Source organism: Pseudomonas chlororaphis subsp. piscium (assembly GCF_003850345.1).
Classification (GTDB): domain Bacteria; phylum Pseudomonadota; class Gammaproteobacteria; order Pseudomonadales; family Pseudomonadaceae; genus Aquipseudomonas; species Aquipseudomonas piscium.
The window spans coordinates 3,482,754-3,499,256 of sequence record NZ_CP027707.1; the positions used below are offsets into that span (position 1 = coordinate 3,482,754).

The 16,503-nt window shown below is 62.9% G+C and carries 18 protein-coding genes; 9 read left to right on the plus strand and 9 right to left on the minus strand.

All coding sequences use genetic code 11. The features are described from left to right. Positions 1 to 143 precede the first annotated feature (143 nt). Positions 144 to 368 (plus strand): hypothetical protein, encoded by a 225-nt coding sequence (locus C4K38_RS16060; RefSeq protein WP_025808827.1) that lies wholly within the window; start codon positions 144 to 146, stop codon positions 366 to 368. A 187-nt stretch (positions 369 to 555) separates the two neighbouring features. Here the strand turns inward: C4K38_RS16060 and ydiJ are convergent, their stop codons facing one another. Beyond that, complete coding sequence (ydiJ, locus tag C4K38_RS16065; protein ID WP_053279242.1) at positions 556 to 3,624, minus strand: D-2-hydroxyglutarate dehydrogenase YdiJ; 3,069 nt, start codon at positions 3,622 to 3,624, stop codon at positions 556 to 558. A gap of 160 nt (positions 3,625 to 3,784) precedes the next feature. On the opposite strand from ydiJ, the gene C4K38_RS16070 reads away from it, so the two are divergent. After that, entirely contained in the window at positions 3,785 to 4,687 is a 903-nt protein-coding gene (locus C4K38_RS16070) for a LysR substrate-binding domain-containing protein (RefSeq protein ID WP_053279243.1), read from the plus strand. A gap of 11 nt (positions 4,688 to 4,698) precedes the next feature. On the opposite strand, the gene C4K38_RS16075 is transcribed toward C4K38_RS16070, so the two are convergent. Next, positions 4,699 to 5,454 (minus strand): phytanoyl-CoA dioxygenase family protein, encoded by a 756-nt coding sequence (locus C4K38_RS16075; protein ID WP_053279244.1) that lies wholly within the window; start codon positions 5,452 to 5,454, stop codon positions 4,699 to 4,701. Positions 5,455 to 5,459: 5 nt separating this feature from the next. Further along, on the minus strand, positions 5,460 to 5,690 hold the full coding sequence (locus C4K38_RS16080; protein WP_053279245.1) for a hypothetical protein: 231 nt from the start codon (positions 5,688 to 5,690) through the stop codon (positions 5,460 to 5,462). 273 nt (positions 5,691 to 5,963) lie between these two features. Between C4K38_RS16080 and C4K38_RS16085 the strand changes: the two genes are divergently transcribed. From C4K38_RS16085 to C4K38_RS16115, 7 genes are all read left to right on the plus strand, one after another. Continuing rightward, entirely contained in the window at positions 5,964 to 7,355 is a 1,392-nt protein-coding gene (locus tag C4K38_RS16085) for an S-type pyocin domain-containing protein (RefSeq protein ID WP_053279246.1), read from the plus strand. 1 nt (position 7,356) lies between these two features. Beyond that, positions 7,357 to 7,830: a DUF6392 family protein gene (locus C4K38_RS16090; RefSeq protein ID WP_053279247.1), complete on the plus strand. Its 474-nt coding sequence runs from the start codon at positions 7,357 to 7,359 to the stop codon at positions 7,828 to 7,830. Positions 7,831 to 7,868: 38 nt separating this feature from the next. Then, entirely contained in the window at positions 7,869 to 8,330 is a 462-nt protein-coding gene (locus tag C4K38_RS16095) for a DUF6392 family protein (RefSeq protein ID WP_053279248.1), read from the plus strand. Next, complete coding sequence (locus tag C4K38_RS16100) at positions 8,323 to 8,832, plus strand: DUF6392 family protein (RefSeq protein WP_331711841.1); 510 nt, start codon at positions 8,323 to 8,325, stop codon at positions 8,830 to 8,832. The genes C4K38_RS16095 and C4K38_RS16100 overlap by 8 nt, the downstream gene beginning before the upstream one ends. Next, entirely contained in the window at positions 8,833 to 9,294 is a 462-nt protein-coding gene (locus C4K38_RS16105) for a DUF6392 family protein (RefSeq protein ID WP_053279249.1), read from the plus strand. 39 nt (positions 9,295 to 9,333) lie between these two features. Further along, entirely contained in the window at positions 9,334 to 9,795 is a 462-nt protein-coding gene (locus tag C4K38_RS16110) for a DUF6392 family protein (protein ID WP_053279250.1), read from the plus strand. Between the two features lie 149 nt (positions 9,796 to 9,944). Then, positions 9,945 to 10,367: an NUDIX hydrolase gene (locus C4K38_RS16115; protein ID WP_053279251.1), complete on the plus strand. Its 423-nt coding sequence runs from the start codon at positions 9,945 to 9,947 to the stop codon at positions 10,365 to 10,367. A gap of 75 nt (positions 10,368 to 10,442) precedes the next feature. Here C4K38_RS16115 and C4K38_RS16120 read toward each other — a convergent pair whose 3' ends face one another. From C4K38_RS16120 to C4K38_RS16145, 6 genes are all read right to left on the minus strand, one after another. After that, positions 10,443 to 10,883, minus strand: coding sequence for a CBS domain-containing protein (locus C4K38_RS16120; protein WP_053279252.1), 441 nt, complete (start codon positions 10,881 to 10,883; stop codon positions 10,443 to 10,445). Positions 10,884 to 10,978: 95 nt separating this feature from the next. After that, entirely contained in the window at positions 10,979 to 11,368 is a 390-nt protein-coding gene (gene nirD / locus C4K38_RS16125; protein ID WP_053279253.1) for a nitrite reductase small subunit NirD, read from the minus strand. Then, complete coding sequence (nirB, locus tag C4K38_RS16130) at positions 11,368 to 13,929, minus strand: nitrite reductase large subunit NirB (RefSeq protein WP_053279254.1); 2,562 nt, start codon at positions 13,927 to 13,929, stop codon at positions 11,368 to 11,370. Before nirB ends, nirD begins: the two co-directional genes overlap by 1 nt. Before the next feature lie 392 nt (positions 13,930 to 14,321). After that, positions 14,322 to 14,936 (minus strand): RraA family protein, encoded by a 615-nt coding sequence (locus C4K38_RS16135; RefSeq protein WP_053279255.1) that lies wholly within the window; start codon positions 14,934 to 14,936, stop codon positions 14,322 to 14,324. After that, a complete protein-coding gene (locus C4K38_RS16140; RefSeq protein ID WP_053279256.1) occupies positions 14,933 to 15,712 on the minus strand; it encodes an IucA/IucC family C-terminal-domain containing protein in 780 nt (259 codons plus the stop codon). The genes C4K38_RS16135 and C4K38_RS16140 overlap by 4 nt, the downstream gene beginning before the upstream one ends. Next, positions 15,709 to 16,500 (minus strand): ABC transporter ATP-binding protein, encoded by a 792-nt coding sequence (locus C4K38_RS16145; RefSeq protein WP_009043984.1) that lies wholly within the window; start codon positions 16,498 to 16,500, stop codon positions 15,709 to 15,711. Before C4K38_RS16145 ends, C4K38_RS16140 begins: the two co-directional genes overlap by 4 nt. Positions 16,501 to 16,503 lie beyond the last annotated feature (3 nt).

Sequence of the window (16,503 nt, forward strand, 5' to 3'; positions counted from 1 at the left end):
CACGGGTAAAAGGCGATTCTCCAAATCCAGGCAAGGTCTCGATATCTCGGCCAGCGGTCGAGGCACCCGGGGTCAGGAAGAGCATCGGCCCAGGTGTCTTGCCGTGGCCGGCCCTATGCAGGATTAAGGAGGATGACGCAGCCATGAGCAGGACCGAACGATTCAACCGCGAGCTGGCGAACAACGCCCGGCTGTTCGCCGAAGCCGACCGCCTGGATGTCCAGGCCTATGAGCTGCTCAACACCGACCATGTCGACGACCACCGCCTGGCCCTGTTCAGCAGCGCCAAGCAGCGGGCCAACGAAAAATACCTGGAAGCACGCAACGACTGGCTGCGCATCAAGCAGCTGATGGACAGCACCGACTGAAGCCACCGGCGCCGGCAGGGATATCCGGGATTCCGAGTTTGCGGTCGCTGCGCAACCGATCGCAGCCTCGCGGGCTCGGCGGCGGCTACACAGGCAACACAGTGCTGTAGCCGCTGCCGAAGGCTGCGATCGGGCTGGGCGGCATTCCGACGTAGCGCTCGTAGAACCGGCGCCACGGTGGATCTGATCAGGCCTTGAGCGGGTGCTTGCGCAGTTGTTCCAGCAACGCCTGGAGTGGATGCTGCAGCCCCTGCCCCTCCTGGCGCTTGACCTGGCTGCGGCAGGAATAACCGTCGGCCAGCAACCGTCCGCCCTGCCCGTGGCGCGCCACCAGCGGCTGCCAGGATTGCTGATAGATGACCTGCGAAGTGGCCAGGTTGCGGGTCTCGTGACCGTAGGTCCCGGACATACCGCAGCAACCGCTGGCCAGCACCTGCAACTTCAGGCCCATACGCGCGAACACCTGTTGCCAGAGGCCGATGCTGGCGGGCTCGTTGGTTTTTTCGGTGCAGTGCGCAAGGAACTGATAGGGCTCGGCCTCGGCGATCGGGCTCGCTTCAGCCGATGCCTCACTAGGTACTGCGGGCAGCACCCGGGCCAGCCATTCCTGCGGCAACAGCACCTCGGGCGCCTGAGCCGCACCCAGGGTCTTGCGGTACTCCTGGCGGTAGACCAGGGTCATCGCCGGGTCGAGGCCGACCAGGGGCACGCCGCTGGCCTGCAGTTTCAGCAGCGACTGCGCGTTGTAGCGCGCGGCCCGGGCAAAGGCGCCGAGGAAACCCTGGACCTGCAAGGGCTTGCCATTGGCGGCGAAAGGCGCGAGGTAGATCTGGAAGCCCAGGCGCTCGATCAGCTCCAGCCACTCGGCCGCCAGCGGCGTCTCGAAGAACCGGGTAAAGGCGTCCTGCACCAGGATCACGCTGCGCTGGCGCTGTTCTTCGGAGAGCGCCGCCAGCTGCGCGGCGTTGGCCATGCGCACATTGCGCCGGCGGCACACCGCCTGGAAGTCCAGGGTGCTGAGCAACGGGCTGTCGACCATGCCCGCCAGGTGCTTGAGGGCACGGCTGACCGGCGCCGCGCCGATCAGCGCGTTGTACAGCCGTGGCAGGCGCGCCAGATAGGGAACGCTGAACTCCAGCGAGCCGATCAGGTAATCCTTCAGCGGGCGCAGGTAACGGCCGTGGTACAGCTCGAGGAAACGCGAGCGGAACTCCGGCACATTGACCTTGACCGGGCACTGCCCCGCGCAGGACTTGCACGCCAGGCAGCCGGCCATGGCGTCGTACACCTCATGGGAGAAGTCCTCGCGCCCGGCCAGCCGCGCCGCGCTGTTATAGACGCGCCGGGCCAGGTTGGAAAGCCGGGCGCCACCGCCGTTCAGCACATCCACCCCCTGCTCGCCCTGCAGGCGCAGCCACTCGCGGATCAGCGAGGCGCGGCCCTTGGGCGAATGAATGCGGTTGCGGGTGGCCTTCCACGACGGGCACATGGCGTCGTCCGGGTCGAAGTTGTAGCAGGCGCCGTTGCCGTTGCAATGCAGGGCGCTGTCATAGCTCTGCCAGACGCGTTCGTCGATGGTGCGGTCGAGTTCGCCGCGCAGCACTACTTCGTCGACCCGGGTCAGGCGCGCTTCAGGCACCGAGGCCGGGGTGGCGATCTTGCCGGGGTTGAGCTGGTTGAACGGGTCGAACGCCGCTTTCAGCGCCTGCAACGACGGGTACAGCTCGCCGAAATAGTCCGGCACGTATTGCGAGCGCAGACCCTTGCCGTGCTCGCCCCACAGCAGGCCGCCATGCTTGTGGGTGAGCGCCGCCACCGCGTCGGAGATCGGCCGGACCAACGCCGCTTGCTTGGGGTCCTTCATGTCGAGGATCGGCCGCACATGCAGCACGCCGGCGTCGACATGGCCAAACATGCCGTATTGCAGGCCATAACCATCGAGCAGCGCGCGGAATTCGAGGATGTAATCCGCCAGGTTCTCCGGCGGCACCGCGGTGTCTTCGACAAAGGGCTGCGGCCGCGCCTCGCCCTGGACGTTGCCCAGCAGGCCGACCGCGCGCTTGCGCATGGCGTACACCTGGTTGACCGCCTGGGCGCCGATGGCCAGGGTATGGCCGAGGCGCACCACGGAGCTGTCCTGCTGCAGGTGCCGGACAAAGGCGTCGACCCGCTGTTCCAGCGCCTCCTGGTCGTCGCCGCTGAACTCGATCAGGTTGATGCCCAGGGTCGGGGTGTCCGCCTGCTCGGGGAAATAACGCGCCACGCCGTGCCAGACGATGTCCTGCATGGCCAGCATCAGCACCTTGGAATCCACCGTCTCGATCGACAGCGGTTTCAGCGCCATCAAGGCCTTGGCGTCGCGCAGCGCATCCATGAAGCCGGCGTAACGCACGTTGACCAGGATCGAGTGCCGGGGAATCGGCAGCACATTCAGCCGTGCTTCGACGATAAAGCCCAGGGAGCCCTCGGAACCGCAGAGCACGCTGTTGAGGTTGAATTGCTCCGGGGTCTCGCGCAGGTGCGCCAGGTCATAACCGGTCAGGCAGCGATTGAGCTTGGGGAAGATCGCCTCGATCAGCTCGGCCTGGTGGTCGGCGATGTCCTGGGCGCAGCGGTAGACCTCGCCGATGCGGTCGGTCCGCGCCGCCTCGTCGGTCAATTGCCGGTTGTCGATGGGCGCGCTGTCAAGGCGGCTGCCGCCCAGCAGCACGGTACTCAGCGCCAGGACGTGGTCGCGGGTCTTGCCGTAGGTGCAACTGCCCTGGCCGCTGGCGTCGGTGTTGATCATGCCGCCGACGGTGGCGCGGTTGGAGGTCGACAGCTCCGGGGCGAAGAACAGGCCGTGGGGCTTGAGGGCGGCGTTCAGTTGGTCCTTGACCACCCCGCTCTGCACCCGCACCCAGCGCTCCTCGACGTTAATCTCGAGGATCTGGTTCATGTGTCGCGACAGGTCGACCACAATGCCGTCGGTCAGCGACTGGCCGTTGGTGCCGGTGCCGCCGCCACGGGGGGTGAGCACCACCGCGCGGTGTTCCGGGCTCGCCGCCAGCCGGGCCAGCCGCTCGACGTCCGCCACATCCCGGGGAAAGACCGCGGCTTGCGGCAGCCGCTGGTAGATCGAGTTGTCGGTGGCCAGCACCGTGCGCAGGCCCAGGTCACGGGCAATCTCGCCACGAAAACCGTCGGCGGCCAAGGCGTCGAGAAAGCCCTGGTAGTGGGCCAGCGGGTCGCGTTCGGGGGCAAGCAGAGCAATCATCAAAAAGGCTTCCAGACAGAGAAAAGGCGCAGCGGTGCATGCAAAACACGTATGCTTGCACACAGCCCCAGGGGCGGCGGCCAGCCGAAAACGCCTATTTTCCTGAAGCATTGCCCCCCAGGCAAACGTATTTCACGTGCTTTTTTCATGAGTTTTATGAATGAACCCCAGACGTCTCACCCCGTCGATGTCGGTGCTGGTGGCCTTCGAGGCCGCGGCGCGGCATGGCAGCTTCACCAAGGCCGCCGAAGAACTGGCGCTGACCCAGAGCGCCGTCAGCCGCCAGGTCCAGGCCCTGGAGTCGCTGCTGGAAGTGCCGCTGTTCAGCCGTGACGGCCGGCATATCGAGCTGACCGCCGCCGGTGCCCTGTATCACCACGAACTGGCGGCGGCCCTGGCGCGGATCCGCAACGCCACCTTGCAGACCATCGCCCACAAGGCCGGCGGCGGCCCGCTGCACCTGGCGGTGCTGCCGACCTTCGGTTCGAAATGGCTGCTGCCGCGCATGCATGACTTTTACGCCAGCCATCCGGGCACCCTGGTGCATATCCATTCGCGGATCGTCACCAGCGACCTGTCGAAAGACACCGCCGACATGCACGCGATCATCTGCGCCGGCACCGGTCACTGGCCCGGCTACGAGGCCCATCGGCTGCTGTCGGAAAAACTCACGGTGGTGGCCAGCCCCAAGGCCCTGCCCGAGTACGGCTCGATGTCTGTCGCCGACGTGGCGCAACAGCTATTGCTGAACGTGGTGTCGCGCCCCGACGCCTGGCCCGAGTGGTTCGAGCAGAACGGCCTGCAGCAGCGGACGATGCGCATGGGGCCGGGGTTCGAGTTGACCGCGCACCTGATCCAGGCGGTGGTCGCCGGCATCGGCATCGGCCTGGTGCCGCGCATCCTGGTGCAGGACGAGATTCAGAGCGGCGAACTGGTGGCGCTGTTCGAACCGGTGGACAGCGGTCGCAGCTATTACCTGGCCTACCCCAGCCGCTATCAGCACCTGCCGTCGTTGCAGGCGTTCAGTCGCTGGCTACTGTCGATCCCCTTTCCCGACAGCTGACAGTCCCTCGCTCAGTCGTACTCGGCTTCCTCATGCTCGCCCAGCAGGCGCCGCTGGCGCGCCGAGGCCGCCGCCAGCACCTCGGGGTTGAAGCGCCAGTGCAGGTAGGGCGAAAACTTCTGCGCCACCATGCGCCGGCCATAGTGCACTTGCAGCAGGTAGCGGATGCGTCCGGCGCTGCTGTTCTCGCTGCCGGCATGCCACAGCTCGCTGCGAAACATCAGCGCGTCGCCGGCCTGGCACAGCACGGCCTGGGCCGTTTGGCCATGCCAATGCTCCTCGCCGGCCCGTGGCGGCCGCCCGGCGCGATGGCTGCCCGGCACCACCCGGGTCGGGCACAGGTCCTGGTCGATATCGTCGAGGTACAGGTGGCAGGTGCAGATCTGCATCGGCAGCTCGAATGCCGGATCGCTGAGCAGGCTGCGGGGCAGTTGCAGCGCCAGGTAATCCAGGTGCAACCCCATCCCTTGAAAGCCCGGATGACAGCGCCAGGCGGTCTGGCCGATGACATGGCAATCGTCGCCCAGCGCCGCTTCGGCCAGCTCGATCACCCCCGGCAGATCGAGAAACGGCAGCCACAGCGGGTCGCGGTTGAACACGCATTTGTAGTGTTCGAGCAAGCCGCTGTAGTCCCAATGCTGGGGTTCGAGGCCGTCGATGGCGCGGCGCAGCCGTTGGATCTGCAACCCGTCGAGCACTCCGGGCAGCAGCACAAAACCCTCGCTGTGTAGCGCCCGCAGGCACTCGGGGATCGATACGGCGGCCATGGTGGCTAGTCGACGGGGCCGATATTGATCAGCCGATCGCTGCCCAGCCCCGGCACCCTGGCCAGCACCCCGACCGGCGTCGCGGCGGAAAACTCGATGACATAACCCATGCCGCTGCCGTCCTCTTCCATGGTCAGGACCCAGCGCGCCACCTCGTCGGGGTTCAGGCTCAGCGCCTGCGCCACCCGGCGCTGGCGGCGCTCCTCGAGGGTTTCGTCGAGCAAGTAGTCGTTCATCTGGCGCAACCTCCAGCGGATGGCAACCCAGCCGGGCCTGGCGAGGCCCTCACAACAGCTATTAATCCATTCTCGGCAAAAGTCGAATCCAGCTCGGCGCGCCGTGACGAACGGCAGGCTTTATCGCCAGTTCCGGACGGCCGGTTTTATCCGCGGCCCATTAAGCGAGTTTTCTTTCGAGCGTTTCAGAAAGGGCCTAAAGCGCCGCGCCGGGGCGGCCCCCTAGCATGGGTGGCTGATCCAGATACCGAGGTCGGCCATGGGTTTACTGACATGCGTTTACTGAAAAGCTCCGCCCCTGAGGCACGGCATGCGCAAAGTGCCCATGAGGCGGAAATCCGGGTGCGCATGGCGCTGCAACGCAACAGGTCGAGCATCGAAGGCCTGGAGGAGTTGCTACGGGAGCACTACACGGTCAACAGCGATCGGGACATTCTTGCCGCCGTCAGAAACGGCGACTGGGTACTGGTCACGGACAGTTCCGCCGTAACAGCCAGCGGCAGCCTGGTCTGCCCCGCTCCTGAAGCGGACCCGGTCTACCTTCGGCCAGACCCCTGGCCCGATCCCGCTCCCCGCACCGACCTGGTCTTTGCCAAGTCCATCAGCAGCGCCCCTTGGGGCACCACCCAGGCCGGCACCGCCAGCGAGCCCGCGGGCAATTTCGGCAAGACCATGCTGATGGCCTCCTCGGCGACCGAGGTCGGGCTCGGCAGGGTCGCCGGCGAACTGATCCTCAGGAGTTTCGCCTGGTCACTGCAGATGGCCGGCACCGCGGCCAGGACCGTCGGCGGCCCGGCGGGACAGGTGCTGCTCCTGGCCATGACCCCGACCCAGCTTGGCGACGATTCCTTCTACAGCGAAGAACAACTGCGCGAGCTACGCGCCGCCACTACCCGGGTGCGCTTCCAGTTCCGCCGCGACAGCCAGGGCGTGCTGCAAATCCATGGCATCCACACCAGCGCCCAGTCGGGCCAGGACAGCGTCCCGGTGATCAAGGCCCGCTGGAACGCCGACAAAAACGCCATGCAGGCCCACCTCGGCACGCTCACCATCACCTGGACACCCCACAACGGCCCGGTCATCACCGCCCCGACGCCCTACCCGGGGGTGATCGACGAACTGGCCCGCCTCATGGTCCACCCCATCGCCGAAGGCGGCGACAGCCAGCTCCAGGGCGCGCCCCTCGACGAGTTCAAGGTCGAAGACTGCATCATCACCTTCCCGGCGGACAGCGGCATCCGCTCGCTGTACCTGGTCTTCGCCAAGCCCATGGTCAACCCGCTGGAGGTTGGGCCGGCGAATGATCTTTCCAGTAGAAGCGCCAAGGATGGGTTGGATATTGATCACATACCGTCGCAGAAGGCGTTGGAGACGTTTCTGAAATCCAACGTGCCGGATATACATGACGACCACATGAAGGAAGCTCTACGAAAAGCCCCAAGTATCGCTATTCCTAGCGCAGTACATCAAAACTACAGTGAGACGTACGGTGGCAGAAACAACAAGGCCCGCCAGGCAAAGGATGCTGCTGACCTCCAGGCCGCCGTAGACGCTAATCTTGATGCCATCAAGCCCTTCTTGCAGGAAGAAGGCTTCACCGAAGAACAGATTGATACGGCACGCTCTGAGCTGCACAACCTCCATCGGAAACAAGGCTGGTATTGATATGAACGCAGCACTGATTGATGACTTGGTTAAGAGCCTTGGCCATACCTATCCTGAAATGATTGCCTCCGGAATGTATCTCCCGGGAGGGCCGCCAAAAGGCATCTTCGAGGACAGCGATACCATAGCCATGTCACCGGAGGCAGGTATCGAACTTGAGTTTTGGGCCAGTACCCAACGCTTTGAAGCCTTATATATTTCCTTACTAAAGCGCTTCCCAGAACAATCAACCTACAAGGGAAAACTGCCCTACCACCTCGAAACCAAGATGAATCAGAAATGGGTCAGATCCCATCAAGGCGAACCTCTGGAGTCAGGAGCCCCCTATAGAATCCCGGTGCTGGGTATGACTGGCGGCTGGGATACTTATCGTTTTGCAGGTTTCCCCAAACATATCCATGTGCGGTTCAAGTACACCGTCGACATGGAAGTGGAAGGGATAGTGTTCAGGCTTAACGAAAAATCCCACCCTTAGTTTTACGGGGCACAGCTGGCACGAATATGAACGCCGCAATGATCGATGACCTGATTAAAAATATGGGGAGGACCTATCCCGAGTTGATCGCATCTGGAATGTATCTCCCAGGAGGACCACCAAAGGGCATCTTTGATGACAGCGACAGGGTGACGGTGTCGCCGGAGCCAGGGATCGAATTGGTTTTTTGGGCCAGCACTCAACGTTTTGAAAACCTGTTCATCACCTTTCTTGAGGGTTTTGAAGGAGAGCCCATATACCGAGGGAGTCTTCCCTACCAGCTCAAAACGAAGATGAATCAGACCTGGGTTAAATCTCAATATGGCGAGCCGCTGGAGTCAGGAGCGCCTTATAGAGTTCCTATCTCCGGCATGACAGGTGGCTGGGATAGCTATCGTTTTCCAGGCATGTCCAAGAGCGTCCATGTGTTGTTCAAGTACACCGTTGAAATGGAAGTGGAAGGCATCGTCTTCAGGCTGAACGAAAGATCACATGCGTAGTTATGCAGAAAGTGCAGTGAGCGAGGAAACGAACGCCGCCATGATCGATAAGCTGGTTAAAAGTCTCGGACATACTTACCCCGAAATGATCGCTTTAGGAATGTATCTTCCAAGCGGCCCACCTAAAGGTATTTTCGAGGACAGTGACACAGTGGCAATGTCACCTGAGCCCGGAGTCGAATTAGGCTTTTGGGCTAAGAGTCAACGCTTTGAAATGCTGTTCATCAGCTTGCTGGAAAGCTTCCAAGGGAAGTCGCTCTACAAGGGAAACCTACCTTTTCAACTTAAAAGCCGGATGAATCAGGGGTGGATACGGTCCCGTTGTGGAGAGCCATTGGAATCAAAAGCACCTTTCAAAATGCCCATACGGGGCATGACGGGGGGGTGGGACATTTATCGTTTTCCGGGCATACCCAAAGGAACGCAGGCGGTTTTTAAATACAGCGCCGAAATGGAGGTTGAAACGATAGTGTTCGAGCTGAACGAAAGATCACACGCTTAAATGATCGATGACTTGGTTAAAAGCCTTGGCCGTACTTATCCGGAGCTGATTGCCTCTGGAATGTACCTTCCCGGAGGGCCGCCAAAAGGTATCTTCGACGACAGCGATACCTTATCGATGGCCCCTGAATCGGGTCTCGAGATGGGGTTCTGGGCCAGCAGTCTACGGTTTGAGACTCTCTTTATCAGCTTGCTCGAAAGCTTCGAGGGAGAATCCACCTACAAGGGAAAACTGCCTTACGAACTTGAAAATCGAATGAGCCAACAGTGGGTGCGATCCCGGTACGAAGAGCCTTTTACATCCCGAGCTCCCTTCAAAATGCCCATTAGAGGTATGACAGGTGGGTCTGATACCTATCGTTTTTCGAGCATACCTAAAGGGACTCAGGTGGTTTTCAAATACAACGCCGATCTGGACGTGGAAACGGTGGTGTTCAGGTTGATCGAGAAATCACGTGCTTAGTTCTGCTGAAACAAGGCTGGTATTGATATGAACTCAGCAATGATTGATGACCTAGTTAAAAGCCTCGGGCGTACCTCTCCCGCACTGGTTGCCTCTGGGATACATCTCCCCGGCGGTCCGCCAACAGGTATTTTCGAGGACAGCGACACCTTATCTATGTCGCCTGAACCGGGTATTGAGCTGGGATTCTGGGCCAGCAATCAGCGATTTGAAGATCTGTTCATTACTTTCCTGGAAACGTTTCCCGGAAGGCCAACCTACAAAGGAGGGCTTCCCTATCAGCTCAAGACCAAAATGAACCAGAGCTGGGTTAGATCACAATACGGTGAGCCCCTGGAATCAAAAGGGCCTTACAAAATCCCTGTGCGTGGGCTGGTAGGCGGGTGGGAAACCTATCGTTTTCCAGGCATGTCCAAAAACATCAATGTGTTGTTCAAGTACACCATTGAAATGGAAGTGGAAGGAATCGTGTTCAGACTTAACGAAAAATCCCACGCTTAGCTCTACAGGGCACAGCTGGCACGAATATGAACGCCGCAATGATCGATGACCTGGCTAAATGTCTTGGCCTCACCTATCCCGAAATGATCCCTTCCGGGAAGGTTTTCAGCTGATCAGGATGCGAAATTACAAGCCAAGGAGAAGATGGCATGACGATAAAGAAAGCCTGTCCGATAGTACTGCGGAGCAGTGAGACGCTAGAAATTCTGGCATTTGAGCATCCTCTGGCAGGTCTGCAACTGGTCAAGGGTAGCGTGGAACCCGGAGAGTCGACCGAGGCGGCCGCTGCCCGGGAGCTGTTCGAAGAAGCCGGGATTCAAGGCAAGGTGATACGAGATTTGGGGGCGTGGCGCTCGCCTATAACCGGACAGATGTGGGCATTCCACGAGTGTCATGTCGCGCAAGACCTCCCTGATACCTGGGTTCATCATACTGAGGATGACGGAGGGCATGAGTTCAGGTTTTTCTGGCATCCATTAATGAGTGAGCCTTCTGAAGCCTGGCATCAGATTTACAAAGATGCTTTGGGGTTTATAAGACTTAGTCTCGCAAAAGCCCCCATGGAGAATTGACAGCCAGTTGCCTCTTTACGGCACGCCCATTTATGCGGCAACAACCCGGCAATCCCACTCACCCACCCCCTCCCCTCAATGCCCGCGAATATAGTGCTCCAACTGCCGAATCAGATCCGCCTGCTCGACAATCGCTTCCTTCACCAGATCGCCAATCGATAGCAGCCCGATCAGTTGCTGGCCTTCCAGCACCGGCAGGTGGCGCAGGTGGCTGTCGGTCATCACGGCCATGCAGCATTCGATGCTGTGCTGGCTGTCGGCGGTCACCACCGGTGCGCTCATGATGGCGCGGACCGGGGTGCCTACCGATGAGCGGCCTTGCAGCACTACCTTGCGCGCATAATCGCGTTCGCTGATGACGCCGACCACCTGGCCGGCTTCCATCACCGGCAGTGCGCCGACATTTTTCTGCGCCATTATCTGCAGTGCTTCGAGGACCATCTGGTCCGGGCCGATGCTGTGCACCTGGCGGTTTTCCACGGCCTTCAACTTGAGCAACTGAGCAGCGGTTTTCATGGGCGTCTCCGATACCTTGAGCAACAGGGGTTCCGGCCCCGCGCCGGGAGGCGCGGAGTCAGATATGGATCTGAATTGAATGAGGCGCGAGTGGTTTACCGCACGCCAATTTCCACCACGTCGCCGCGCAGCCGCGCCGGCCAGGTCCGCAGGCGTTGCTCCGGGTATTCCAGGCAGGTGCCGTCGGCCAGGCGGAAGTGCTGCTTGTACAAGGGCGAGGCGATCACCAGTTCATCCTTGATGCAGCCCACCAGGCCGCGGCCGATGACGTTGGCGCCGGACTGCGGGTCATGGTTGTCGATGGCGTAGAGGGTCTGCTGCGCGGCATCCGGCAGGTAGATCAGCGCCACCTGGGCGCCGTCGTGCCACACCACCACGCCGCTGTGACTGACCAGGTCCTGGCGGCTGCACACAGCCAGCCACTGCACATCGGGCTGCTCGGCGAATCCACTTTCGATAGGTTGCAGGCTTGGCGACAGGCTCATCAGAGCACCTCCTCGGTGACAGGGATCAGGTTGAGTTCGGCGGCCATGATCGGCCGGCGCTGGCCGCGTTCCTGGACAAAGTGAATGTCCGGGTCCGGGCGCTGGTCGTTGACGAAGGTGCGGAAGCGCTTGAGTTTTTCCGGGTCCTCGAGGGCGTTGGCCCATTCGCATTCGTAGCGATCCACCACCAGCTGCATCTGCGCTTCCAGCTCGGCGCCCAGCCCCAGGCTGTCGTCGATGATCACCGCCTTGAGGTAATCCAGGCCGCCTTCCAGGCTCTCGCGCCAGACCGAGGTGCGTTGCAGGCGGTCGGCGGTGCGGATGTAGAACATCAGGAAGCGGTCGATGTAGCGAATCAGGGTCTGGTCGTCGAGGTCGGTGGCGAACAGCTCGGCGTGGCGCGGGCGCATGCCGCCGTTGCCGCAGACGTACAGGTTCCAGCCCTTCTCGGTGGCGATCACGCCGACGTCCTTGCTCTGCGCCTCGGCGCATTCGCGGGTGCAGCCGGACACCGCGAACTTCAGCTTGTGCGGCGAACGCAGGCCCTTGTAGCGGTCCTCGATCTCCAGGGCCATGCGCACGCTGTCCTGCACCCCGTAGCGGCACCAGGTACTGCCCACGCAGGACTTCACGGTGCGGGTCGACTTGCCGTAGGCATGCCCGGTCTCGAAACCGGCGGCGATCAGCTCGGCCCAGATGTCCGGCAGCTGGTGCAGCTGGGCACCGAACAGGTCGATGCGCTGGCCGCCGGTGATCTTGGTGTAGAGGTCGTATTTCTTCGCCACCTGGCCGATCACGATCAGTTTGTCGGCGGTGATTTCGCCACCGGCGATCCGTGGCACCACCGAGTAGGTGCCGTTCTTCTGCATGTTGGCCATGAAGGTGTCGTTGGTGTCCTGCAGCGGCACCAGGGAGCGCTCCATGATCGGCTGGTTCCAGCACGAGGCGAGGATCGAGCCCACCGCCGGCTTGCAGATATCGCAGCCGACGTGGCCACGGCCATGCTTGGCGAGCATCTCGTCGAAACTGAGGATCCCCTCGACCCGCACCAGCGCGTACAACTCCTGGCGGGTGTAGGCGAAGTGTTCGCACAGGCTCTTGTCGACGCTGACGCCGCGGGCGATCAGCTCGTGCTCGAACACCTGCTTGAGCAGGCCGGCGCAGCCGCCGCAGCCGGTGCAGGCCTTGGTCTGCGCCTTGAGCTGGCCGAGGTCGGAACAGCCGCCGTCGACGGCCGAGCAGATCGCGCCCTTGGTCACGTTATGGCAGGAGCAGACCGTGGCCGACTCGGGCAAGGCGCCCGGGCCAAGGGTCGGCGCGCCGGCGCTGGACGGCAGGATCAGGCCGGCCGGTTCGGCGGGCAAGGCAATGCCGTTCTGCATGTATTGCAGCAAGGTGTCGTAGTAGCTGTTGTCGCCCACCAGCACCGCGCCGAGCACCTGTTTGCCGCTGGCGTCCACCACCAGGCGCCGGTAGCTGGCCGTGGCTTCGTCGATGAACTGGTAGCTGCGCGCCCCCGGGGTCAGGCCCTGGGCGTCGCCGATGGAGCCGACATCCACCCCCAGCAGCTTGAGCTTGGTCGACATGTCCGCGCCCATGAAAGGCTCGCCAGGCTCGCCGCACAGCTGGGCGGCGACGCTGCGGGCCATCTGGTAACCCGGGGCCACCAGGCCGAAGATGCTGCCGTTCCAGCTGGCGCACTCACCGATCGCGTAGATATGCGGGTCGCCGCTCAAGCACTGGTTGTCCACCACCACACCGCCGCGCGGGCCGATCTCCAGGGCGCAGTCCCGGGCCAGGGCATCCTGGGCGCGAATCCCGGCGGAGAACACAATCAGATCGGTTTCCAGAAAGTCATCACCGGCGAAGTTCATCCGGTAGCGGTACTGCTCGCCGGTGCTGATCGACTGGGTGCCCTTGCCCAGATGCACGCCGACGCCCAGGGCTTCGATCCGCGCCTTCAGCGCGCGACCGCCCTGCTCGTCCAGCTGCACCGGCATCAGCCGTGGGGCGAACTCCACCACATGGGCTTCCAGGCCCAGGCTCTTCAAGGCGTTGGCCGCCTCGAGGCCGAGCAGCCCGCCGCCCACCACCACGCCGCGCCGGGCATTGGCGGCCGCGGCGCGGATACCGTCGAGGTCTTCCAGGGTGCGATAGACCAGGCGCGAGTCGCCCTCGGCACCCTTGATCGGCGGCACGAAGGGATAGGAGCCGGTAGCCAGCACCAGCTTGTCGTAGTGCACCGGGCCGGCGGCGGTGAGCACCTGGCGGTTGGCGCGGTCGATGCGCAGCACCGCCACCCCCAGGTGCAGGGTCAGGCCAGGAGTCTGGTACAGCGCGGCATCGCCCAGGGCCAGGGATTCGGCGTCGCGACCGGTGAAATACTCGGACAGGTGCACCCGATCGTAGGCGCGCATCGGCTCTTCGCTGAAGACATGCAGGCGGTACTGCTCGAGGGCGCCGCGCGCCACCAGCTGTTCGACGCAATGATGTCCGACCATGCCGTTGCCGATCACGATCAGGGTTTTGTGTGTGTTCAAAGGGGCAACAATGGCATTCATAAATAGCACCCGACCCAAGCCAATCACGGTTTTTTTAAAGCAAAAAAAAGCGCCTGAAACCTCACGGTTCCAGGCGCCTTTGCCTGTTATTTGCGGTGTGCGATCGGGCTGCTGTGCCTGACTCACCGAGTGCCCGCGGCCTGTTGGCCAATCGATCTGCGTTGACCGACGGGGCGGCCCGCCCGCGACATGCGCGGTGGGGCGTTATCGGCTGTCTTGCAGCCTTTGTGCCAGGCTGCGTCGCAAGTCTTGAAACGCCGTGCTGGCGGGCTTGCGCGGTAATTCTGCAAGGCTCCCGGATACCCTGCCAGGGGCCCTGAATCGCCTTAGCCTGGTGCAAGATCGGGTCGGCGACGCCTTATAAAAGTGCAAATCCACCGCAGCGCCCCAACTCAGCCGATAGAAGCCAGGCGCTGCAAGAATGCCCCGCGCCGCTCTCGATCCTGCTCTTCTTTAGCCAGCAACTCCGGCAACAACGCCTCGGCCCGTTGCCCGTCGAGAATGAACACACCGTCATCGTCGCCGATGGCGATATCCCCCGGGTTGACCTGTACCCCGGCCACCTCGATCGGGTGGTTGACCTCCCCCTGCTCGCCGATGCCGCGGGTGGTGTAGGCACTGACGCCACGGCTGAACACCGGCAGGCGATGCTCGCGCAAGGCCGCGACATCGGTGACCGCGCCCTCCACCACCACCCCGGCCAGGCCCTTGATCAGCCCGGCCAGGGTGCGTAGTTCGCCCCAGCAGGCGCACTCCTGATCCCCCACACACTGGATCACCAGCACGTCCCCCGGCTCGCTGAGCAGCAGCGCGTCGCGCAGGATGGCGCCATCCGGGGCGAAGACCTTGACCGTGACCACAGTGCCGAGCATCCGCAGCCCGTCGAACAGCGGACGGATTCCGCGCAGGTAACCCTCGTCGCCAAAGTGGCCGAGGGTCGAAGGCGCAATGCCACGGTAATGCTCAAGCACGGCAGCGCTGGTGGGTGGTTGGCGCGGAGCGATCATCGGCATTTCCTCGGGCGCAGCAGCGGGCAGGTGGAGCAGTATTCGGCGGGCTCGGTGGCCTCGTAATAGAAGCAGCAGGTCCGGCGAAAGCGGATGCTCTTGCCCTCCTCCAGCTGCGTCGGCGGCCGGCGGAAGTGCCGCAGCGGGTTGTAGTCCAGGCCGAACAGCTGCGGCCCGGCCTCGTGCAGCAGCCAGTCGAAGTCGGCTTCGTGGCGCAGGCGGATCAGCGGGTCCTCGACCTTGCTCATGCGTTTTTCGTACAGCGAATAGACCCGAACCGCGGTGTTTTCCCAGAGGATGCGCCGGGAAATGCCGCTGACCCGGTTGAAGGTCTGCCACAGTGGCGCCAGCAGCCCGGCGAACAACGACTCGACGATGGAAGCGCGCCAGGCTTCGCGCTCGCCCGCGGCATAAGCCTGGGGAGCCCGGTCCGGCAACGGCATCGACGAAGTCCAGAGCCCGTCGTCGTGGCCGTACTCGATCACGCAATCGTCCAGGGACAGCAGCAGGCCCTGGTCGCACACCGACATGGCGTACAGGCAGGCGCCGGTGGCGAGGAAGGAAAAACGCTTGGCCAGCAGCGAGGCGGTGATCCCTCGGGTCGGCGAACCGATTACTGGTCCCAACTGGTCGAGCAGCGCGATGCAGGTTTCATCGTCGAGCAAGGCCCGGGCACTCAGGGAGCGCTGCCGGTCACATTGCGCCATGGGTTTCAGCCGCAGCGCTCCGCTCAGCACGCTCCAGTCTGCCGGGTTGAAGGCGGCTTGCAGGTTCATTGCGGCAGTTCCCGGCCAAAGGGAATGCACAGCGGCGTGCCGAAAAACGGATCGGGGATGATCCGGCAATTGAGGTCGAACACCTGCTTGACCAGTTCCTCGGTGAGGATCTCGGCGGGCCGGCCCTGGGCGAACGCGGTGCGCTGGTGCACCGCCACCATATGGTCGGCATAACGACAGGCCAGGTTGAGGTCGTGCAGGACCATGACGATGGTCTTGTTCTCCTGGCGATTGAGTTCGCGCAGCAGGTCCAGTACCTCGATCTGGTGCGCCAGGTCGAGAAAGGTGGTGGGCTCGTCGAGCAGCACGATCTCGGTGTCCTGGGCCAGGGTCATGGCGATCCACACCCGCTGGCGCTGGCCGCCGGACAAGGCATCCACCGGCCGCTCCGCCAGGGCCTGCACCCCGGTCTGCAGCAGTGCGCGCTCGACCATGGCTTCATCCTGGGCCGACCATTGCTGCATCCAGTTCTGGTAGGGATAACGCCCCAGGGCCACCAGCTGGCGCACGGTGATGCCTTCGGGGGCGCTGGGCATCTGCGGCAGGATCGCCAGCTCCCGCGCCACCGCCGCGGTGGATTTGCGCTGGATATCCTCGCCATTGAGGATCACCGAGCCCTGCTGCGGCTTGAGCAGCCGCGCCAGGGATTTGAGCAGGGTGCTCTTGCCGCAGCCGTTGCTGCCGATCAGCACCGACACCTGGCCCGCCGGCAGTTGCAGGTCCAGCCCGTCGATAATCACTTGGCGCTGATAGCCCAGGGTCAGTTGCTGGGTTGCCATCGAGGACATCGG